The 18504-nt window shown below is 75.0% G+C and carries 22 protein-coding genes; 13 read left to right on the top strand and 9 right to left on the bottom strand.

The features are described from left to right. Positions 1-8: 8 nt before the first annotated feature. Positions 9-737 (bottom strand): VWA domain-containing protein, encoded by a 729-nt coding sequence (locus AC068A_RS22650; RefSeq protein ID WP_478587531.1) that lies wholly within the window; start codon positions 735-737, stop codon positions 9-11. Positions 738-848: 111 nt separating this feature from the next. Between AC068A_RS22650 and AC068A_RS22645 the strand changes: the two genes are divergently transcribed. The 4 genes from AC068A_RS22645 (at position 849) to AC068A_RS22630 (ending at position 3092) form a co-directional block, all read left to right on the top strand. Beyond that, positions 849-1184: a hypothetical protein gene (locus AC068A_RS22645; protein ID WP_478587530.1), complete on the top strand. Its 336-nt coding sequence runs from the start codon at positions 849-851 to the stop codon at positions 1182-1184. A 58-nt stretch (positions 1185-1242) separates the two neighbouring features. Beyond that, on the top strand, positions 1243-2067 hold the full coding sequence (locus tag AC068A_RS22640; protein WP_478587528.1) for a class I SAM-dependent methyltransferase: 825 nt from the start codon (positions 1243-1245) through the stop codon (positions 2065-2067). Next, positions 2064-2579, top strand: coding sequence for a hypothetical protein (locus AC068A_RS22635; protein ID WP_478587526.1), 516 nt, complete (start codon positions 2064-2066; stop codon positions 2577-2579). Before AC068A_RS22640 ends, AC068A_RS22635 begins: the two co-directional genes overlap by 4 nt. Before the next feature lie 105 nt (positions 2580-2684). After that, positions 2685-3092: a VOC family protein gene (locus tag AC068A_RS22630; RefSeq protein WP_478587524.1), complete on the top strand. Its 408-nt coding sequence runs from the start codon at positions 2685-2687 to the stop codon at positions 3090-3092. Here AC068A_RS22630 and AC068A_RS22625 read toward each other — a convergent pair. Both AC068A_RS22625 and AC068A_RS22620 read right to left on the bottom strand, forming a co-directional pair. After that, positions 3017-4168, bottom strand: a complete 1152-nt coding sequence (locus AC068A_RS22625) for an acyl-CoA dehydrogenase family protein (protein WP_478587522.1) — start codon at positions 4166-4168, stop codon at positions 3017-3019. The two genes, AC068A_RS22630 and AC068A_RS22625, sit on opposite strands and share 76 nt — an antisense overlap. Next, complete coding sequence (locus AC068A_RS22620; RefSeq protein WP_478587521.1) at positions 4168-5349, bottom strand: acyl-CoA dehydrogenase family protein; 1182 nt, start codon at positions 5347-5349, stop codon at positions 4168-4170. The genes AC068A_RS22625 and AC068A_RS22620 overlap by 1 nt, the downstream gene beginning before the upstream one ends. A gap of 147 nt (positions 5350-5496) precedes the next feature. Between AC068A_RS22620 and AC068A_RS22615 the strand changes: the two genes are divergently transcribed. The 5 genes from AC068A_RS22615 to AC068A_RS22595 all read left to right on the top strand — a co-directional run bounded on the left by AC068A_RS22615 (position 5497) and on the right by AC068A_RS22595 (position 10419). Beyond that, positions 5497-6357, top strand: a complete 861-nt coding sequence (locus AC068A_RS22615; protein ID WP_478587519.1) for an SDR family oxidoreductase — start codon at positions 5497-5499, stop codon at positions 6355-6357. Positions 6358-6377: 20 nt separating this feature from the next. Further along, positions 6378-7040 (top strand): TetR/AcrR family transcriptional regulator, encoded by a 663-nt coding sequence (locus tag AC068A_RS22610; RefSeq protein WP_478587517.1) that lies wholly within the window; start codon positions 6378-6380, stop codon positions 7038-7040. A gap of 37 nt (positions 7041-7077) precedes the next feature. Continuing rightward, a complete protein-coding gene (locus AC068A_RS22605) occupies positions 7078-8235 on the top strand; it encodes an acetyl-CoA C-acetyltransferase (protein ID WP_478587515.1) in 1158 nt (385 codons plus the stop codon). Between the two features lie 210 nt (positions 8236-8445). After that, positions 8446-8649 (top strand): cold-shock protein, encoded by a 204-nt coding sequence (locus AC068A_RS22600; protein WP_008743912.1) that lies wholly within the window; start codon positions 8446-8448, stop codon positions 8647-8649. 102 nt (positions 8650-8751) lie between these two features. Further along, positions 8752-10419 (top strand): DEAD/DEAH box helicase, encoded by a 1668-nt coding sequence (locus tag AC068A_RS22595; RefSeq protein ID WP_478587513.1) that lies wholly within the window; start codon positions 8752-8754, stop codon positions 10417-10419. A 16-nt stretch (positions 10420-10435) separates the two neighbouring features. On the opposite strand, the gene AC068A_RS22590 is transcribed toward AC068A_RS22595, so the two are convergent. Genes AC068A_RS22590 through AC068A_RS22570 form a run of 5 tightly spaced genes read right to left on the bottom strand, consistent with a single transcriptional unit; the run spans position 10436 to position 14240 of the window. Next, positions 10436-10750, bottom strand: coding sequence for a tyrosine-protein phosphatase (locus AC068A_RS22590; protein ID WP_478587511.1), 315 nt, complete (start codon positions 10748-10750; stop codon positions 10436-10438). 31 nt (positions 10751-10781) lie between these two features. After that, on the bottom strand, positions 10782-11858 hold the full coding sequence (locus tag AC068A_RS22585; protein WP_478587509.1) for an NAD(P)H-dependent flavin oxidoreductase: 1077 nt from the start codon (positions 11856-11858) through the stop codon (positions 10782-10784). A gap of 5 nt (positions 11859-11863) precedes the next feature. Then, positions 11864-12637: a CoA-transferase subunit beta gene (locus tag AC068A_RS22580; protein WP_478587507.1), complete on the bottom strand. Its 774-nt coding sequence runs from the start codon at positions 12635-12637 to the stop codon at positions 11864-11866. Next, positions 12634-13494 carry a CoA transferase subunit A gene (locus AC068A_RS22575; protein WP_478587505.1) on the bottom strand — a complete coding sequence of 287 codons (861 nt, stop codon included), beginning with the start codon at positions 13492-13494 and terminating at the stop codon, positions 12634-12636. Before AC068A_RS22575 ends, AC068A_RS22580 begins: the two co-directional genes overlap by 4 nt. Next, positions 13491-14240: an enoyl-CoA hydratase family protein gene (locus AC068A_RS22570; protein ID WP_478587503.1), complete on the bottom strand. Its 750-nt coding sequence runs from the start codon at positions 14238-14240 to the stop codon at positions 13491-13493. Before AC068A_RS22570 ends, AC068A_RS22575 begins: the two co-directional genes overlap by 4 nt. Positions 14241-14296: 56 nt before the next feature. Between AC068A_RS22570 and AC068A_RS22565 the strand changes: the two genes are divergently transcribed. The 3 genes from AC068A_RS22565 (at position 14297) to AC068A_RS22555 (ending at position 16382) form a co-directional block, all read left to right on the top strand. Beyond that, positions 14297-15061: an SDR family oxidoreductase gene (locus AC068A_RS22565; protein WP_478587502.1), complete on the top strand. Its 765-nt coding sequence runs from the start codon at positions 14297-14299 to the stop codon at positions 15059-15061. A 1-nt stretch (position 15062) separates the two neighbouring features. Next, entirely contained in the window at positions 15063-16034 is a 972-nt protein-coding gene (locus AC068A_RS22560; protein WP_478587500.1) for an SDR family oxidoreductase, read from the top strand. Positions 16035-16244: 210 nt separating this feature from the next. Further along, on the top strand, positions 16245-16382 hold the full coding sequence (locus AC068A_RS22555) for a hypothetical protein (protein WP_478587498.1): 138 nt from the start codon (positions 16245-16247) through the stop codon (positions 16380-16382). A 135-nt stretch (positions 16383-16517) separates the two neighbouring features. Here the strand turns inward: AC068A_RS22555 and AC068A_RS22550 are convergent, their stop codons facing one another. Further along, positions 16518-17477, bottom strand: a complete 960-nt coding sequence (locus AC068A_RS22550; RefSeq protein WP_478587496.1) for a hypothetical protein — start codon at positions 17475-17477, stop codon at positions 16518-16520. Positions 17478-17600: 123 nt separating this feature from the next. Here AC068A_RS22550 and AC068A_RS22545 point away from each other — a divergent pair, with 123 nt between their 5' ends. Continuing rightward, positions 17601-18386, top strand: a complete 786-nt coding sequence (locus tag AC068A_RS22545; RefSeq protein WP_478587494.1) for a S1 family peptidase — start codon at positions 17601-17603, stop codon at positions 18384-18386. Positions 18387-18504 lie beyond the last annotated feature (118 nt).

Raw genomic sequence — 18504 nt, 5'->3', positions numbered from 1 at the left:
GCCGCCGGTCAGGCGCGCACGATGCCCGCCGCCCGGGCCGCCGCCAGCCAGGCCGGGAACTCCCCGACCAGCCGGTCGTACAGCTCCCGGTCCGGCACCGCGCGGGGGTCGGGGCCCGCGTGGAAGTAGCCCGCGTTGTCGACCACCCGCCGGGACGGCACGGGCAGTTCGTCGAGGCGGCGCAGGAAGTCGAACTGCTTGCTGTGGGTGTTGCCGAAGCCGACGAACTGCCAGAACAGCGGCAGCCTGGCCGCCTTGCAGAGGTACTTCTCCGCGGCGAGCCGGCTGACCGGGCCGCCGTCGGTCTGGAAGACGACCAGGGCGGGGGCGTCCGATCCCGAGTCCAGGTAGTGGTCGATGACCGCGTCCATGGCCGCGTGGTACGAGGTCTTGCCCATGTGGCCGAGGCGGGAGGCGATCTCGGCGACGCGCCCGGCGGGCCCGGCGATCGGGATCTCCTCGACCGCGTCGACGTCGGTGGAGAAGAACACCACCGGGACGCGGCCGTCCTCGTCCAGGTGCGCGGAGAGGCCGAGGACCCGGTCCGCGAGCGCCTGCACGGTGCCGTCCCGGTAGTACGGGCGCATCGATCCCGAATGGTCGAGGACCAGGTAGACCGAGGCGCGGCCGCCCTCCAGGCCCCGCTCGCGCAGTGCGGTCCCGGCGCTCTTGTAGAGGCTCACGAGGGCCGGAGCGGTCTGTTCGATCTTGCGGAGGTCGATCGCGCTGCCCGTCATGGGGCGAGGGTACGGCAGGGCGCGGGCGCGGCGGTGCCGGAACCGGTGCCCGGCCGCCCCGTTCCCGTGCCCGGGTCCCGGACACGGGAACGCGGTGGGCATGATGTGTGCATGCCGATGTGGTTGCTGTCGCGCACCCTGCTCCTGCTGGCGGTGGAGTGCGGCGCTGTGCTGCTGTTGCGCGGACCCGTGCCGTGGATCCCGGTCCTGCTGGCCGTCTTCGTCGTCGGCTCGGGCGTACTGCACGGCACCGACGCCGAGTTCACCCCGCGCTTCGCGGTCGCGCTCGCCGCCGTCGGCGTCGCCGAACTCACCGTCCGGGCCTGGGGGCTGCCGGACCCGCCGGCGATGGCGGCCGGGATGGGGGCCGGGGTGCTGCTCGTCGTCCAGACGGCCACCGTGGCCCGGTACGCGCGGCGGCCGCGCCGGCGGCGGCGCCGCGCCTGAGGCCGCCCCGGCCCGGCGGCCCTGGCTGAGGGCCCGGGAGATCGAAAAGAATGCCGGCATGACGCCCGCATCCGAGCCCGAGCCCACGCCCGTACCCGAGCCCGCGCCCGGGGACGCGTCCGCGCCTCAGGCCGGCGCCGGGGCCGTCCCGGAGCTGAACCCCCGGGAGCGGGCCCGGTCCTTCGACCGCGGTGCCCCGCTGTACGCCGCGCACCGGCCCGGCTACCCGGACGGGCTCTTCGGCGCCGTCGAGGAACTCGCCGGGCGCCCGCTGCGCGGGGCCAGGGTCGCCGACATCGGCGCCGGAACCGGCATCTCCACCGCCCTGCTCCACGCCCGCGGAGCCCGCGTCCTCGCCGTCGAGCCGGGCGACGGCATGGCCGCCGAGTTCCGGCGCGCCCACCCCCGCATCCCCCTCGTACGCGGCGACGGCAACCGCCTGCCGCTCGCCGACTCCGCCTTCGACCTGCTCACCTACGCCCAGGCCTGGCACTGGACCGACCCCGCCCGAGCCGTCCCCGAGGCCCGGCGCGTGCTGCGGCCCGGCGGCGCCCTCGCGCTCTGGTGGAACACCCCGGACACCGCCGTCGACTGGATCGCCGGGCAGGAGGCCCGGATCCGCGACTTCTTCCACGCCGACGTGACCGTGCCCCATGTGCTGCCCGCCGAGCTCCCGTTCACCACCCGCGCCGTGCGGTGGTCGCGCCGGATCCCCCTCGAAGCGCACCTCGCCAGCCACGCCAGCCACTCCCCGTTCCTCGTCCTCGGCCCCGACCGCACCCGGGAGTTCCTGGACGCCGAACGGGCCCTGCTGGGCCCGCTCTTCCCCGACGGCACGGTCGAGGAGTGCTACGTCACCACCGTCGGGGTGGCGGTCGTATGAGACGGGCACCGCTGCTCGCCCGCGCCGTGCGGGCCGCCGCCCTGCCGGTGCTGTGCTGCGCGGGCCTGGCCGCGTGCCTGCCGTTCGGCGCCGCCGAGGCGGACGTCCGCTACAGCGAGGACTTCGACCGCCACGAGCCGCTGCGGGTGCAGGGCTACCCGTCCGCCGGATCGCTGCGCCTCGTCCAGCAGGTCGTCTGGCGGATCGCGGACGGCGCCCCGGACCGGCTGGCGGACCTCTCCAGCAGCGACGCCACGCCGCAGGAGCGGGCTTCCACGGCGCGGCGCTGGGTCGCCGAGTTCCGCAAGGCGGCCGAGGGGAAGGCCACGGCGGTCTTCTGCGACCCCGGCGACGCCCGCCAGACGGTGGTGCTGCACTTCCCCGGCACGGGCCGGAGCAAGGTCCTCCACGTCCGCCTCGACGGCAACGGCGGCGAGGACGGCTGGCGCGTACGGATGAACGAGCCCCCGGGCGCGCCGCCGGAGCCGCTGCCGCCCTGCGCCCGACTCTGACCCGGAGGGCGGGCGGGGCCGTGAGCCGCCGGGCCGGTGTCACCGGCGTGCCCTAACCTCGGCCCCGGAAGGCTCCCACCCCCCCCCGGGAAGGCAGGCGCGACGATGGCCCCGGCACCCCAGAAGATCACCACGTTCCTGATGTTCGAGGGCAGGGCGGAGGAGGCGATGACCTTCTACACCTCGCTGTTCGACGACGCCGAGGTCATCGACATCACCCGCTACGGCGCCGAGGGGCCCGGCCCGGAGGGCAGCGTGCAGCACGCCACGTTCTCGCTCGCCGGGCAGCAGTTCATGTGCATCGACAGCCATGTCAAGCACGAGTTCGGCTTCACGCCGGCGGTCTCGCTCTTCGTCCGGTGCGACTCCGAGGCCGAACTCGACCGCCTCTACGCGGCCCTCGCCGAGCAGGGCGCCGAGCTGATGCCCGTCGGCGACTACGGCTTCAGCGCCCGCTTCGGCTGGGTCAACGACCGCTTCGGCGTCTCCTGGCAGCTGAACCTGCCCGCCTGACCGGGCGCCTGCGCCGCGAGCGCCGCCCGGCAGTCCTGCGGGGTGCCCCAGGCGTCCCGCAGGGGGCGGGCCTTGCGCAGCCACAGGGACAGGTCCAGTTCCTCGGTGTAGCCGATGGCGCCGTGCAGCTGGAGCGCGGCCCGGGCCGCGGCGTACGCCGCCTCCCCGGCCATGAGCTTTGCCGCGGCCACGTCATCGACCACGGTCCGGCCGGCGCCGGCGCCGGCGCCGCCTGCGCCCGCCGCGCCGTCCGTCAGGGCCAGTGCGCCCGCCCAGAGCACCGGCTTGGCGAACTCCAGGCGGAGCAGTACGTCCGCCAGGCGGTGCTTCACCGCCTGGAAGCTGCCGATGGGGGCGCCGAACTGGGTGCGCTGTTGCGTGTACTCCACCGTCCGGGCCAGCAGCGCCTCGCCCAGCCCCACGCACTGCGCGGCCGTCAGCAGCCGCGCCCAGCGCAGCGCGGTGGCCGCCGCCGTTAGCACCGCCGGCCCGGAGGCCAGCAGTTCGCCGCCCGGCGGCAGCGCGGCCAGCCGTCGCGCGGGGTCCGTGGAGACCCGTACCGCCCCGGCGTCCGGCGCCGCGGCCAGCCGGAGCTCCCCGCCGGCCGACACCGTGAAGCGGTGGTCCGCGGTGTCCGCGTCCAGCGCGTACGGTCCGCCGCCCGGCAGCACGACCGCGGCCCGGGCCTCGCCCGCGGCCAGGGCCGGGAGGAAGCGTTTCGCCGACTCGGCCGCGCCCTCCGCCCCCTCCGCTCCCGGCGCGCCGTCCTCCCCGGCCAGTGCCGCGAGCAGTACGGACGCCGTCGCCGTCTCCACCGCCGGCCCGGGCATTGCGGCCCGGCCCAGTTCCACGAAGCCCATGGCCAGTTCCACCGGCAGCGGGCCCAGCCCGCCGTGCGCCTCGGGGACGGGCAGCGCGAACAGCCCGGTGCCGGCCAGCTTCCGCCACACCCCCAGGCCCGGCCCGGTGTCGCCGGCCTGCCAGGCGCGGACCGCCCCCGGCAGGTCCGAGGCGCCGAGCAGCCGGCGCAGCGTACGGGCGAACTCCGACTGCTCGCCGGTCGGCAGGAATCGCATCAGCGGCGGCCCTTCGGGAGGCCGAGCAGCCGCTCGGCGATGATGTCGCGCTGGATCTCGTTCGTGCCCGCGTAGATGGGGCCCGCCAGGGAGAACACCCACGGCTCGGCCCACTCCCCGTCGGCCAGTTCGCCGTCCGGGCCGAGCAGGTCCAGCGCCGTCTCGTGCAGGGCGATGTCGTACTCGCTCCAGAACACCTTGTTGAGGCTGGACTCGGCGTCGATCTCCCGGACTCCCGGCTCCGCTCGAGCGGGGGTGCCCCCGCCGCCCGCCGCGAACCGCGAGGCGCTCGCCCAGGTGAACAGCTCGTAGGCGCGGGCCCCGGCCAGTGCGTCCGCCACCCGGTCCCGCAGCGCGGTGCCCCCCGGCCCGCCCCCGGCCCGCCACAGCGCGGCCAGCCGGTCCGCCGCGGCCAGGAACCGTCCGGGGGAGCGCAGGGTCAGCCCCCGCTCGTTCCCGGTGGTGGACATCGCGATCCGCCAGCCCTGCCCCGGCTCCCCGATGACGTCCTCGTCCGGCACGAAGACCCGGTCGAGGAAGAGTTCGGCGAAGGCGGGCTTGCCGTCGAGGCGCCCGATCGGCCGGACCGCCACACCCGGCGCCCGCAGGCCGAACATCAGGCAGGTCAGCCCGTGGTGCGGCCGGGCCGCCCCCGGGTCGGTGCGGAAGATCCCGAAAGCCCGGTCGGCGAACGCGGCCCGCGAGGACCAGGTCTTCCGGCCGGACAGCAGCCAGCCGCCGTCCGTGCGGACCGCCCTGGAGGTCAGCGAGGCCAAGTCGGAGCCGGCCTCCGGCTCGGACCACGCCTGCGCCCAGACCACCTCCCCGCTCGCCATGGACGGCAGCACCCGGGCCCGCTGCTCCTGCGTCCCGTGGTCGAACAGGGTGGGCGCGAGCAGGCCGATGCCGTTCTGCGAGACCCGGCCGGGCGCGCCCGCGGCCCAGTACTCCTCCTCGAAGACCAGCCACCGCTCGATGTCCGCGCCCCGGCCCCCGTACTCCTCGGGCCAGGCCACCGCCGACCAGCGGTCTGCGTGCAGCTCCGCCTCCCAGGCGCGGTGGGCGGCGAAGCCCTCCTCGGTCTCCAGGGAGGGCAGCGGGGAGGCGGGGACGCGGCGGGCGAGCCAGTCCCGGGCCTCGGCCCGGAAGGCCTCCACCTCCGGCGGATGGGTCAGGTCCATCAGGTGCTCGCCTCCCGCGCTTCCCTAACAAGTGTTTGGTAGGTTAACGTGCGGGCGTGACCGGAGTCGAGGGCGCCGCCACCGGAACCGCGGCCGGCCGTACGGACGCGGACCGGGAGCAGGCGCAGGCGTCGAGGAGGCACCGACGTGAGCACCCCCGCACCGCCAACACCGCCCGCACCCCCCGGGCCTCCCGCACCCCCCGTCCCCGTTCCCGTCCTCGGACACGGGCTGCTCGACGGCCGCAGCGCCGTCGTCACCGCCGCCGCCGGAGCCGGCATCGGCGGGGCCACGGCCCGCCGCTTCCTCCAGGAAGGCGCCCGCATCGTCCTCGGCGACGCCCACGCCCGCCGCCTGAAGGAGACCGAGGAGGCACTCGCCGCCGAGTTCGGACCGGACCGCGTCACCTCCCTGCCCTGCGACGTCACCGACGAGGCCCAGGTCCGGGCCCTCTTCGCGCACGCCGAACACACCCACGGCCGCCTCGACATCGTCGTCAACAACGCCGGCCTCGGCGGCACCGCCGCCCTCGTCGACATGACCGACGAGCAGTGGGGCAAGGTCCTCGACGTCACCCTGAACGGCACCTTCCGCTGCACCCGCGCGGCCCTGCGCTCCTTCAAAGCCGCCGCCGAAACCCGGTCCGCCCCGCCCCCGCACGGCGGCGGGGCCATCGTCAACAACGCCTCCGTCATCGGCTGGCGCGCCCAGGCCGGCCAGGCCCACTACGCCGCTGCCAAGGCCGGGGTGATGGCCCTGACCCGCTGCGCGGCGCTGGAAGCGGCCGCGTTCGGCGTACGGGTCAACGCGGTTGCCCCCAGCCTGGCCATGCACCCGCACCTGGCGAAGGTCACGAGCGGGGAACTGCTGCGCGAGCTGACGGCCCGCGAGGCCTTCGGCCGGTACGCCGAGCCCTGGGAGGTCGCCAACGTCATCGTCTTCCTGGCCAGCGGCTACTCCTCGTACATGACCGGCGAGACCGTGTCGGTCAGCAGCCAGCGGGCCTGAGCGGCCCCGAGAATGGGCGCGTGCCAACGAACAAGACGACGAACAAGACGACGAACCGGCCGACGGGCAAGCCGGCGGACAAGAAGAAGGCCCAGGCGGCGGCCACCCCCGAACGCCGCCGCGAGCTCCTCGACACCGCCGCCGAGGTGTTCGCCGCCCAGGGCTACAACGCCACCACCGTCCGCAAGATCGCCGACGCGGCCGGCATGCTCGCCGGCAGCCTCTACTACCACTTCGATTCCAAGGAATCGATGCTCGACGAGATCCTCTCCACCTTCCTGAACGAGCTGTGGGAGGGCTACGACGCCGTCCTCGCCGCCGGGCTCGGCCCCCGGGAGACCATCGAAGCCCTCGTCACCGAGTCCTTCCGCGAGATCGACCGGCACCGCGCCGCCGTCGCGATCTACCAGAAGGAGGCACGCCACCTCACCGACCAGCCCCGCTTCCACTACCTCGCCGCATCGCAGGCCAAGTTCGAGAAGGCCTGGCTGGGTACGCTGGAACGCGGGGTCGCCGCCCGGGTCTTCCGGGCCGACCTCGACATCCGCCTCACCTACCGCTTCGTCCGCGACACGGTGTGGGTGGCGGCGTCCTGGTACCGGCCGGGAGGACAGCACAGCCCCGAGGAGATCGCCCGCCAGTACCTCTCGATGGTCCTGTACGGGATCTCCCTGCGCAGCTGACCCGCGACCCGCGCGGGCCACGACCGGAGGAGCCGCCATGCCCGAGGCCTACATCGTCGACGCCGTACGCACCCCCGTGGGGCGGCGCGGGGGAGGGCTCAGCGCGGTCCACCCGGCCGATCTGGGCGCCCACGTCCTCACCGCCCTCGTCGAGCGCACCGGGATCGACCCGGCCGCCGTGGACGACGTGGTCTTCGGCTGCCTCGACACGGTCGGCCCGCAGGCCGGCGACATCGCCCGGACGGCCTGGCTGGCGGCGGGACTGCCCCAGGAGGTGCCGGGCGTCACCGTGGACCGCCAGTGCGGCTCCTCGCAGCAGGCCGTCCACTTCGCGGCCCAGGGCGTGCTGTCGGGCACCCAGGACCTGGTGGTCGCCGGCGGCACCCAGAACATGTCGATGATCCCGATCGCCTTCGCCTCGCGGCAGGCCGCCGAACCGCTCGGCCTGACCGAGGGCCCGTACGCGGGCAGCAGCGGCTGGCGGGCCCGCTACGGCGACGCCCCCGTCAACCAGTTCCACGGCGCCGAGCTGATCGCCCGCAAGTGGGGGATCTCCCGCCGGGACATGGAGGAGTACGCCCTCCGCTCCCACCGGCGGGCGGTCCGCGCGATCGACGAGGGCCGCTTCGACCGCGAGACCGTCCCGTACGGGGACGTCGTGCACGACGAGGGCCCCCGCAGGGACACCGGCCCGGAGAAGATGGCCGCCCTGCCGCCGGTCCTCGAGGGCGGCACGATCACCGCGGCGGTCTCCTCCCAGGTCTCCGACGGAGCGGCGGCACTGCTGATCGCCTCCGAGCGGGCCGTCGCCGAGCACGGCCTGCGCCCGCGGGCCCGCATCCACCACCTGTCGGTCCGCGGCGAGGACCCCATCCGCATGCTGTCCGCGCCGATCCCCGCCACCGCCCACGCCCTGAAGAAGACGGGCATGGCGCTCGACGACATCGACCTGGTGGAGATCAACGAGGCCTTCGCCCCGGTCGTCCTGGCCTGGCTGAAGGAGACCGGCGCCGACCCCGAGCGGGTCAACGTCAACGGTGGCGCCATCGCCCTCGGCCACCCGCTGGGAGCGACCGGCGTGAAGCTGATGACCACGCTGCTCCACGAACTGGAGCGGACCGGCGGCCGCTACGGCCTGCAGACGATGTGCGAGGGCGGAGGCCAGGCCAACGTCACCGTCATCGAGCGGCTGTGACGGGCGGTGCCGGGGTCCGCGCCCCCCGGCTCCGCCTCCCGTTGCGGCTCCGGTCCGGCTCCGGCGATGTGTGCTAGCTTAGGGGGCGTTGCAGTTGTGGTACCCATGAACTTTATGTGCGCCTGACGGGACATGTTCCTCAGGCGCTTTTACTGTTTTCTCGCCGGAATCGCCGGATGGGGCCCTGCCGCCTGATCAGGGAGATTCAACATGGCACTCGGTACCGTGAAGTGGTTCAACTCGGAAAAGGGCTTCGGCTTCATCGAGCAGGACGGCGGCGGCCCGGACGTCTTCGCCCACTACTCGAACATCGCCACCCAGGGCTTCCGTGAGCTCACCGAGGGCCAGCGCGTGTCCTTCGACGTCACCCAGGGCCAGAAGGGCCCGCAGGCCGAGAACATCCTGCCTGCCTGACGCGTACCACACGCCGGGGCCCGCACCGAGAGGTGCGGGCCCCGGCGTGCGTGCTGTCTCGACCTTTGTTGTACCTGCCGGTTTCAGGAAGGGCTTTCTCGCATGACCAGCTCCAGCTCCGCACGACCCAGCCGCCGCCCCAGCCGGGGTCGAGAAGCGGCCCAGGGACGTCCGAAGACTGGCGCGGGACGGCAGAAGTCTGCGCCCGCCGTCCCCAGGCCCCAGGAATTCACCATGCCCGAGCCGGTCGTGCCCGCACTCCCGCCGGCCGCCGCCTTCGAGGACATGGACCTGCCCGAGGCACTGCTGAAGACCCTCGCGGCCCAGGGCGTCACCGAGCCCTTCCCCATCCAGGCCGCCACCCTTCCGAACTCCCTCGCCGGCCGCGACCTGCTCGGCCGCGGCCGCACCGGCTCCGGCAAGACCCTCGCCTTCGGCCTGGCCCTGCTCGCCCGCACCGCCGGCCGCCGCGCACAGCCGAAGGCGCCGCTCGCGCTGGTCCTCGTACCGACCCGCGAACTCGCCCAGCAGGTCACCGACGCCCTCACCCCGTACGCAGCCTCCCTCGGCCTGCGCATCGCGACCGTCGTCGGCGGCATGTCCATCAACCGGCAGGCGGGCGCCCTGCGCCGCGGCGCCGAGGTGCTCGTCGCCACGCCGGGCCGCCTGAAGGACCTCATAGACCGCGGCGACGCCGTCCTCGACCAGGTCTCGATCACCGTCCTCGACGAGGCCGACCAGATGACCGACATGGGTTTCATGCCCCAGGTCACGGCCCTGCTGAAGCTCGTCGAGCCGGACGGCCAGCGGCTGCTGTTCTCGGCGACGCTCGACAAGAACATCGACAGGCTCGTCAAGATGTTCCTGAACGACCCGGTCGGCCACTCCGTCGACCCGTCGGCGGGCGCGGTCACCACCATGGAGCACCACGTCCTGTACGTCATGGACGAGACCGACAAGCGGGCCGTGGCGACCCGCATCGCCGCCCGCGACGGCCGCGTGATCATGTTCGTGGACACCAAGCGCGGCGTCGACCGCATGGTCAAGCGGCTCCTCGCCGACGGCGTACGCGCCTCCGGGCTGCACGGCGGCCGCTCGCAGCCGCAGCGCAACCGGACCCTCGACTGGTTCAAGACCGGCGAGGTCACCGCGCTGATCGCGACCAACGTGGCCGCCCGCGGCATCCACATCGACGACCTCGACCTCGTCGTCAACGTGGACCCGCCCACCGACCACAAGGATTACCTGCACCGCGGCGGCCGCACCGCGCGCGCCGGCGAGTCCGGCAGCGTCGTGACGCTGGTGCTGCCCGACCAGAAGCGGGACATGACCCGCCTGATGTCGGACGCCGGGATCTCCCCGCGCACCGCCCAGATCAAGTCCTCCGACGAGGAACTGGCCCGGCTGACGGGCGCCCGGCTGCCCTCCGGCATCCCCGTCGTGCTGGAGGTGCCGCAGCCCACCCCGCCGAAGCCGCGCAGCGGCGGCCGCTCCGGTTCCGGCTCCGGCTCCGGTTCCGGCTCGGGCTCCGGCTCGGGCGGCGGCCGACGCCGCTCCGGCCGCAGCCGCAGCGGCGCCCAGGGCGGCGCCCAGGGCGCTCCCGCCGCAGCCGCCACCGGCACGGGCGAGGCCCGCCCGCGCCGGACCCGCACCGCCGCGGGCCGCACCACCGCGGGCCGCAGCGGCGCGCCCCAGGGCGGCGGCCGCTCGGGCGGTGCCCGCTCGAGCGGTGCCGGCGCCGGCCGCCGGTCTGCCGGCGGGGCTGCCTGAGCGGCCCCGAGGCCGCTCAGCGGACCAGGCGGGACTGGAGTTTCGCCAGTGTGCGCAGGTCCAGGCCCAGTCCGTCCGTCAGATAGCCGTAGAGGCCGCCGTAGTCGGCTTCCAGCTGGGCGTTCGCCGCGTCCAGGTAGTCGCCGCGGACCTCCTGGAGCGGGATCAGCAGGTCCGGGTTCTGCATCCGCCCCGACTGCTTGAGCGCCTCCCGCAGCCGGGCGTCGTACGCCGCCCGGAAGGTGTTCGACGCCAGGTAGTCCCGCTCCGCGGCCTCCTCGGGCACCGCCAGGGCGCGCAGCAGCGTGGCGCGGGTTCGGGCACGGCTCATCGGTGTCGACTCCTGTGGCACAGAAGGGGGATCACCCTGCCGGCGGCAGGGTGCCGGACACGTGCAGCTGCTCCAGCCGGGCCAGCACGGACTCCGCCTCGGCCATGACCCGGCCGACGAGCTCCGCACACGACGGCAGGTCCTCGATCACACCGGCGACCTGGCCCGATGCCATGACGCCGAGGTCCGTACGGCCCTCGACCATGGACGCCTTGAGGAGCATGGGGGTGTTCGCGGCGAGCAGCACCTGGCTCCAGGACAGGTCCTTGCCGTGTTTCATCGCCAGCCCGTCGCGCACCATCCGCGACCACGACAGGCCCGACAGCTTCCGGAACCCGGCCGCGTGCCGGACCGCCCGCAGCAGCGCCCCGGCCCGGCCCGACCGCTCCAAGGCGGCGACCAGCTCGGTGCGCAGCATCCGGTGCGGCAGCCCGTCGACGGCCGTCGTGACGGTGATGTCCTTGACGCCGGCCGCCAGGTAGCGGGCCTTGACGGCGTCCGGCACCGTGGAGTCGGAGGTCAGCAGGAACCGGGTGCCCATCGCGATGCCCGCCGCCCCGTACGACAGCGCCGCGACCAGGCCGCGGCCGTCGTGGAAGCCGCCCGCCGCGACCACCGGGATGTCCACGGCATCGGCCACCTGGGGCAGCAGCACCGTCGTGGCCACGTCCCCGGTGTGGCCGCCGCCCTCGCCGCCCTGCACGATCACCGCGTCGGCCCCCCAGGCCGCGACCTTCTCGGCGTGCCGGCGGGCCCCGACCGACGGGATCACCACCACGCCCGCGTCCTTCAGCCGGGCGATGAGCTCCCTGGACGGCGCGAGCGCGAACGACGCGACCCGTACGCCCTCCTCGACGATCAGCCGCACCCGCTCGGCCGCGTCCCCCGCGTCCGCCCGCAGATTGACCCCGAACGGGGCATCCGTACGGGACCTCACCTCGCGCACCGCCGCCCGCAGCTGCTCCGGCGCCATCGTTGCCGACGCCAGGATGCCCAGCGCGCCGGCCCGCGCGGCCGCCGACACCAGCCGGGGCCCCGCCACCCAGCCCATGCCCGTCTGCACGATCGGGTGGCGCACCCCGACCAGCCTGGTCAGTGCCGTCTCCACGGCCCTCAGCCCCGCACTTCGCGCTCGCGCAGGGCCTCCGGGTCCAGGACGGCGCGGATCAGCCGCAGCTCCTCCCCGGTCGGCTCCCGCGTGTACGGGACCTCCTCGGGCACCGCCGGCGCGAACCCGGTGGCCGCCAGGACCTCCTCGACGGTCACCCCCGGGTGGAGGGAGGCCAGCCGCATCGACCGGTCGGGCGTGGCGAAGTCGAAGACCCCGAGGTCGCTGACCACCCGCCGGATCCGGTGGAAGCGGGTCACCCTGGCCGCCGCCGCCCGGTCGTACCCGACGCCGCTGACCATGTCGACCCGCTCGACGAACACCCGGGGCGAATGCCGGGGCACCCAGTAGCTCACCGGGTTGTTGAGGGTGTTGACGGGCGCGCCCCGCACCCCGAGGAGCTGGCGGGCCGGCCGCTCCCAGTCGCCGATGCAGGAGATGTTCTGGTTGCCGAACCGGTCGAGCTGGCTCGCGCCCATCATCACGTGCCGCCGCCCGCCCGTGACCATCGTCAGGTGGCGGCGGTACGGGAGCCAGCCCTCGACCTCCCCGTCCGGCCCGACGAGCAGGGCCTCGCCGTCGGTCAGCAGCAGGTCGGGGGAGAAGGTCCGCCGTGCCAGGCGGGCCCCCAGCGAGGGGATCAGGCCCATGGGGCTGGCGAGCACCTCGCCGTCGCCCCGCCACGCCTCGGCGCAGGCGATCACGCAGTACTCGGCGCGGCTCGCGGCGGGGGAGAGGTCGGGGGCGGGGGAGGGGGAGGGGGGTACGGGTGTGGTCAATGCTGCTCCTCGTGCCAGGCCCGGACCGCGCTCTGGTACGCCTGCTCGTCCGGCCCGGACAGGAAGCGGGCGGCGAACTCGGGCCAGGGGGTGGTCGCGTACAGCTTCTGGAAGGCCTCGTCGCGCCCGTGGTCGGGGACGCAGGAGGTGAAGTGCGCGCCGTTCGGGGTCTCCACGACGCCGGTGACGCTGTGCCGGCCGACCAGCAGGGACTGCGGCGGCCCGGCCTTGGCGAGGTCGGCGGTTTCGACGAGCTGCTCGCAGGAGACGTACGCGGTGCCGGCCGCCTCGCAGAACAGGTCGTCGAAGTACGGGTCGGGGCCCAGGTACTGGCCGTTGCCGAACCGGTCGGCGCGGTTCAGGTGGACGAGCGCCGCGTCCATCCGCAGAGCGGGCACGGCGACGAGTTCCTCGCCGTCGGCGTAGGGCGAGGTCACGGTCCGCAGGTGCGGGTTGACCCGCATGACGTCGGAGCCGAGGCCGGCGCGCACGGGCAGGAACGGCAGCCGGTTGGCGGCGGCGTGCAGGCCCCACATGAACATGGCCTCGTCGAGCTCGGTCAGGGTGAGGGCGCCGCTCTCGCGGGCGGCGCGGAAGTGCGGCTCCAGCGGGATGGAGTCGAGGGTGGCGAAGGGGGCCACGAGGTGGCGGATCCGGCCGGCGGCCGCGAGCAGGCCGACGTCGGGGCCGCCGTACGAGACCACGGTGAGATCCGTGATGTCGGAGCGGAGCAGTGCTCGCACCAGGGCCATGGGCTTGCGCCGCGACCCCCAGCCCCCGATGCCGAGCGTCATCCCGCTGCGCAGCCGCCCCACGACCTCCTCGGGGGACATCACCTTGCCGTCGTCGGCCGTCATGCGCTGCCCGCCCTTCCGAAGGTGCCGCGGACCCGGTCGGCCACCCCGCTGAGGCCGGCCTCGAAGGTGAACCCCTGCTCGAAGCGGTAGCTGCGGCGCACGTCCACCGGGTCGATGCCGTTGATCGCCGCCTTGGCCAGCCGGATCAGGTACCCGTCCTTGCGGGCGATCTCGGCGGCCAGGCCGAGGGCCGCCTCCCGCAGCCGCTCCCGCGGGACCACCTCCCACACCGACCCGTGCCCGTGCAGCTCTGCCGCGGTGGCGGTGCGCGAGGTGTAGTACAGGGCGCGCATCAGGTGCTGCGGGACCAGCCGGGCCAGGTGGGTCGCGGCGCCGAGCGCCCCCCGGTCGAGCTCGGGCAGGCCGAACGTGGCGTCGTCGGAGGCGACGATCGCGTCCGCGTTGCCGACGAGCCCGATGCCGCCGCCCAGGCAGAACCCGTGCACGGCCGCCACCACCGGCACCTCGCACTCGTACACGGCGGCGAACGCCTCGTAGCAGCCGCGGTTGGCCCCGATCAGGCGGTCGTGCCCCGGGTCCTGCTGCATCTCCTTGATGTCGACCCCGGCATTGAAGCCGCGGCCCTCGGCGGCCAGTACCACGCACCGGTGGTCCGGATCGCGGCCGGCCGCGCGCACGGCGTCGGCGAGCTCGTACCAGCCCCGGACGGGCAGCGCGTTGACGGGCGGGTAGTCGACGGTGACCAGTGCGATGCCCTTGCCGGCGCGTGAGGTGGAGACACCCATGAGCGCATCAGCTACCTTTCCACCAAACGTTTGTTAGGTGAGGAAGGTAGCAGCCCATGGAGCTCGACGGGAGGGTCGCCGTCATCACCGGCGGCACCCGCGGCGTCGGCGCCGGCATCGCCCGGTCGTTCCTCGAAGCCGGAGCGGACGTCGTCGTCTGCGCCCGCCGCCCGCCCGACCGGCCGGTCGCCGCGGGCGGCCGCACGGCCGCCTACGCCCCGCTCGACCTGCGCGAACCCGCCGCCGTACAGGACTTCTTCGACATGCTCGCCCGCTCCCGCGGACGCCTCGACTGCCTGGTCAACAACGCCGGCGGCACCCCGTACCGGCCCCTGGCCGACGGCGGCGCCGAGCGGCATACCCGGGTGCTCGGGCTGAACCTGCTCGCCCCCATGGCCGCCTCGCTCGCCGCCTACCCGCTGCTGCGCGCCGCCCGCGGCTCGGTGCTGATGGTCGGCAGCGTCAGCGGCTCCCGGCCCTCGCCGGGGACCGCGGCGTACGGGGCCGCCAAGGCGGGCCTGGAGCACCTGGCGCGCTCCATGGCGGTCGAGTGGGCGCCCGAGGTACGGGTGAACACGCTGGTCCTGGGCATGGTGCGGACCGAGCTCGCGCACCTGCACTACGGGAACGCCGCCGGGGTGGCGGCGGTGGCGGCCACGGTCCCGCTGGGCCGGCTGGCCGAGCCGGCGGACGTCGGCGCGGCGGCGGTGTTCCTGGCCTCGGGCCGGGCGGGGTACGTGAGCGGGGCGAGCCTGCTGGTGCACGGGGGCGGCGAACGCCCGGCCTTCCTGGACGCGGCAACGGTCAACAAGGAGGACTGACATGGCGGATGGCACGGCAGGCGGCTCGGCCGGCGGCATGGCGCGGGGGCGGGTCGTCGCGGTGACGGGCGCGGGGCGGGGGCTGGGCCGGGCCCATGCGCTGGCGTTCGCGGCGGAGGGCGCGAAGGTCGTCGTCAACGACCTGGGCGTGGGCCGGAAGGGGGAACCCGGCACCGAGGGGGACGGCGCGGACGGCTCCGGCGGCCCGGCGGCGCAGGTCGTCGCCGAGATCCGGGCGCGCGGCGGGGAGGCGGTGGCGCACGGCGGGGACATCGCCACCGCGCAGGGCGCGGCCTCGCTGGTCGACTGCGCGCGGAACGCCTTCGGCCGGCTGGACACCCTGGTCAACAACGCGGGTTTCCTGCGCGACCGGATGCTCGTCAACCTGGCGGAGGACGACTGGGACGCGGTGGTGCGGGTGCACCTCAAGGGGCACTTCCTGCCGCTGAAGCACGCGGCGGCGTACTGGCGCGCGGAGGCGAAGGCGGGCCGCCGGGTCGCGGCGCGGGTGGTGAACACCTCGTCGGGGGCGGGTCTGGCCGGCTCGGTCGGGCAGGGCTGCTACAGCGCGGCCAAGGCGGGCGTCCTCGGGCTGACGCTGGTCGCGGCGGCGGAGATGGGCCGGTACGGGGTGCAGGTCAACGCCATCGCCCCGGCCGCGCGGACCCGGATGACGGAGGAGGTCTTCGCGCGGACGATGGCGGACCCGGGGGAGGGGAAGTTCGACGCGATGGCCCCGGAGAACGTCTCCCCGCTGGTGGTGTGGCTGGGCAGCGACGCCTCGGCGGGGGTCACGGGCCGCGTCTTCGAGGCGGAGGGCGGCCGGATCACGGTGATGGAGGGCTGGCACCCCGGCCCCACCGCCGACCGCGGCGCCCGCTGGACCCCGGCGGAGGCCGGCGAGGCCGCGGCGGGCCTCCTGGCCGCGGCCCGGTTGCCGCACCCGGTCTACGGGGCGGAGCCGGCGCCGTGACAACGGGGCGGCGCGGCCTCGGGGCGACCGGGCCCGGTCGCGGATCGGCCCCGGCCCCCTGGCGAGGGGTCGGGACCGGTCCGGCACTCGTGCGGTGAGGTATCACTACCCACTGCACCCCCTGGCCGAACCGCGTCCGCGGCGACAAGTTGTGCGGTGCATCCGCCGGACGCGGGTGTTCCGGCCGACCGGGCCGGGCAGGCCGGGTGCATGGACTGGCCGCATGCCCTGCTGTGGATCTGTCTGGCGTACATCGCCCTCAGGATCGCCGTTGCGGAGATCCGCTCCGACCACGGGCCCCGCGGCACGGGAGAGGACGACAACGACGGCGTCGCCGACGAGGCCTGACGGCGCCCGGGCCTGACGGCGCCGAAGCCTGACGGCGGCCGGGCCTGACCGCTGCCGGGCCTGACCGCCCCCGGGCCGGGCGGACCCGGGCCGGGCGGACGCGGGCGGTCAGGCCCGGGCACCCCCGTCCGTCCGCTACGTGTCGCAGTCCAGGACCGTTCGGCACAGCCCGCACCGGGCCCGCAGCCGGCCCGCCACCGGCAGCCGGAGCCGCTGCCCGCACACCGGGCAGCCGAAGGTCACCCGCAGCCCGCCGCCGTGCCGCTCGAAGCGGTACTCGGGGGCGGCGCCGCGGGCGGCCGGGCCGGTACCGGCGGCACCGGCGCCCCCGGAGGCGCCCCCGCCCGCGCCCGGTCCGTCCGCCTGTGTCCAGGCGCGGCGCTCACGCGCGTACCGGCGCCGCTCCACCGGGTCCGCCGCCGCCAGGGGAGCCCGGCGCAGGTCCCGGTCGGCGAGGGCGCACCCGCGTACGTAGGCCTCGTACGCCTGCGGGCTGGTGAACCGGGCGGAGAGGTCCTCGCCCACCAGCACGGCCCGCTTGGCGAGGACGTACCCGAACTCCTCCGGGGTGAGGTAGCCCAGCTTCTGGTGGCCGAGCGCGTCCTCCCGGTAGGCGTCGAGGAGCAGCCAGCCCACCCCCAGCAGGGCGGCGGCGGTGTCGGTGAGGATCTCGTCGTCGGCGGTGGCGGGGAAGCGCAGGCCCAGCCGGTGCAGCAGGACGTGGGTGACCTCGTGCGCCAGGGCCGCCGCCAGGTCGCCGCGGTGGGTGCGGAAGCGGTCGTTGACCTCGATGAAGTACTCGGGCCCGGCGGCCAGTTCGACGGTGGCCGCCTCCCGCACCGGCCGGAACGCGACCACCATCCGGGCATCGGGCAGCCCCAGCGCGGCGACGACCGCGGAGGCCACGCGGTGCGCCCCGAGATGGAGGTCGTCGGCGTCGGTGAAGGCGGCATCGGCGGGGGAGAGGCTCACGGCGTACGGCCGGATCCCGTCATCCGGCAGCCGCCGCAGCAGGGCGGTGATCGCCGCGCGGACGGTGGCGAGGTGGGGAAAGCCGTGCTCGACGGGGGTGCCCCGCCTGCGGTACGCGGTCATGCCGCACCCCCCGACGGCCGGTGTCCGAAAACGGGCCCTTGATGCCCGCACAGCCGCGGGTGTGACATGTACTCGTCATTCACCCCGATGACGCGCACCGCCCAACCCCCCACGAAAGGCAGTGTGTTGACCGTGTCCAAGACCCTCGGCACCCTCCTCAAGCGCACCCTCGCCGTCGGCGCCGTCGCCCTCGCCGCCGCCAGCCTCCAGCCCGGCACCGCCACCGCCTCCCCGAACCCCGTCGTCGGCGGCACCCGCGCCGCCCAGGGCGAGTTCCCCTTCATGGTCCGCCTCTCCATGGGCTGCGGCGGCGCCCTCTACACCCAGCAGATCGTCCTGACGGCCGCCCACTGCGTAGACGGCTCCGGCAACAACACCTCCATCACCGCCACCGCCGGAGTCGTCGACCTCAGGAGCCCCAGCGCGATCAAGGTCAAGTCCACCAAGGTCCTCCAGGCACCCGGCTACGACGGCCAGGGCAAGGACTGGGCCCTGATCAAGCTCGCCAGGCCCGTCAACCTGCCCACCCTCAAGATCGCCGAGACCAAGCAGTACGACAACGGCACCTTCACCGTCGCCGGCTGGGGCGCCGCCCGCGAAGGCGGCGGCCAGCAGCGCTACCTGCTCAAGGCCACCGTCCCCTTCGTCTCCGACGCCTCCTGCCAGAGCTCCTACGGCAGCTCCCTCGTCCCCGCCGAGGAAATCTGCGCCGGCTACGCCCAGGGCGGCGTCGACACCTGCCAGGGCGACTCCGGCGGCCCCATGTTCCGCCGCGACGAGAGCAACAACTGGATCCAGGTCGGCATCGTCAGCTGGGGCCAGGGCTGCGCCCGGCCCAACTACCCCGGCGTCTACACCGAGGTCTCGACCTTCGCCGCCGAGATCAAGGCGGCAGCCGCGAACCTCTGACCGAAACCGGCCCGGGGGGGGGGGGGGCGGGGGAGGGGGGGGGGGGGGGGGGGGGGGGGGGGGGGGGGGGGGGGGGGTGGGGGGGGGGGGGGGGCGGGCCGCGTATCCGTGCGGAGTG

This window comes from Streptomyces sp. NPDC043854, assembly GCF_056436005.1.
Note: the sequence above shows the minus strand (reverse complement) of the source record. Positions and strands in the feature narration are given on the sequence as shown.

What these genes read in the sequence shown, in the direction of transcription:
- AC068A_RS22650 (WP_478587531.1), bottom strand. Translation starts at nt 737, where the DNA reads ATGACGGGCAGCGCGATCGACCTCCGCAAGATCGAACAGACCGCTCCG.
- AC068A_RS22645 (WP_478587530.1), top strand. Translation starts at nt 849, where the DNA reads ATGCCGATGTGGTTGCTGTCGCGCACCCTGCTCCTGCTGGCGGTGGAG.
- AC068A_RS22640 (WP_478587528.1), top strand. Translation starts at nt 1,243, where the DNA reads ATGACGCCCGCATCCGAGCCCGAGCCCACGCCCGTACCCGAGCCCGCG.
- AC068A_RS22635 (WP_478587526.1), top strand. Translation starts at nt 2,064, where the DNA reads ATGAGACGGGCACCGCTGCTCGCCCGCGCCGTGCGGGCCGCCGCCCTG.
- AC068A_RS22630 (WP_478587524.1), top strand. Translation starts at nt 2,685, where the DNA reads ATGGCCCCGGCACCCCAGAAGATCACCACGTTCCTGATGTTCGAGGGC.
- AC068A_RS22625 (WP_478587522.1), bottom strand. Translation starts at nt 4,168, where the DNA reads ATGCGATTCCTGCCGACCGGCGAGCAGTCGGAGTTCGCCCGTACGCTG.
- AC068A_RS22620 (WP_478587521.1), bottom strand. Translation starts at nt 5,349, where the DNA reads ATGGACCTGACCCATCCGCCGGAGGTGGAGGCCTTCCGGGCCGAGGCC.
- AC068A_RS22605 (WP_478587515.1), top strand. Translation starts at nt 7,078, where the DNA reads ATGCCCGAGGCCTACATCGTCGACGCCGTACGCACCCCCGTGGGGCGG.
- AC068A_RS22600 (WP_008743912.1), top strand. Translation starts at nt 8,446, where the DNA reads ATGGCACTCGGTACCGTGAAGTGGTTCAACTCGGAAAAGGGCTTCGGC.
- AC068A_RS22595 (WP_478587513.1), top strand. Translation starts at nt 8,752, where the DNA reads ATGACCAGCTCCAGCTCCGCACGACCCAGCCGCCGCCCCAGCCGGGGT.
- AC068A_RS22590 (WP_478587511.1), bottom strand. Translation starts at nt 10,750, where the DNA reads ATGAGCCGTGCCCGAACCCGCGCCACGCTGCTGCGCGCCCTGGCGGTG.
- AC068A_RS22575 (WP_478587505.1), bottom strand. Translation starts at nt 13,494, where the DNA reads ATGACGGCCGACGACGGCAAGGTGATGTCCCCCGAGGAGGTCGTGGGG.
- AC068A_RS22570 (WP_478587503.1), bottom strand. Translation starts at nt 14,240, where the DNA reads ATGGGTGTCTCCACCTCACGCGCCGGCAAGGGCATCGCACTGGTCACC.
- AC068A_RS22565 (WP_478587502.1), top strand. Translation starts at nt 14,297, where the DNA reads ATGGAGCTCGACGGGAGGGTCGCCGTCATCACCGGCGGCACCCGCGGC.
- AC068A_RS22560 (WP_478587500.1), top strand. Translation starts at nt 15,063, where the DNA reads ATGGCGGATGGCACGGCAGGCGGCTCGGCCGGCGGCATGGCGCGGGGG.
- AC068A_RS22555 (WP_478587498.1), top strand. Translation starts at nt 16,245, where the DNA reads ATGGACTGGCCGCATGCCCTGCTGTGGATCTGTCTGGCGTACATCGCC.
- AC068A_RS22550 (WP_478587496.1), bottom strand. Translation starts at nt 17,477, where the DNA reads ATGACCGCGTACCGCAGGCGGGGCACCCCCGTCGAGCACGGCTTTCCC.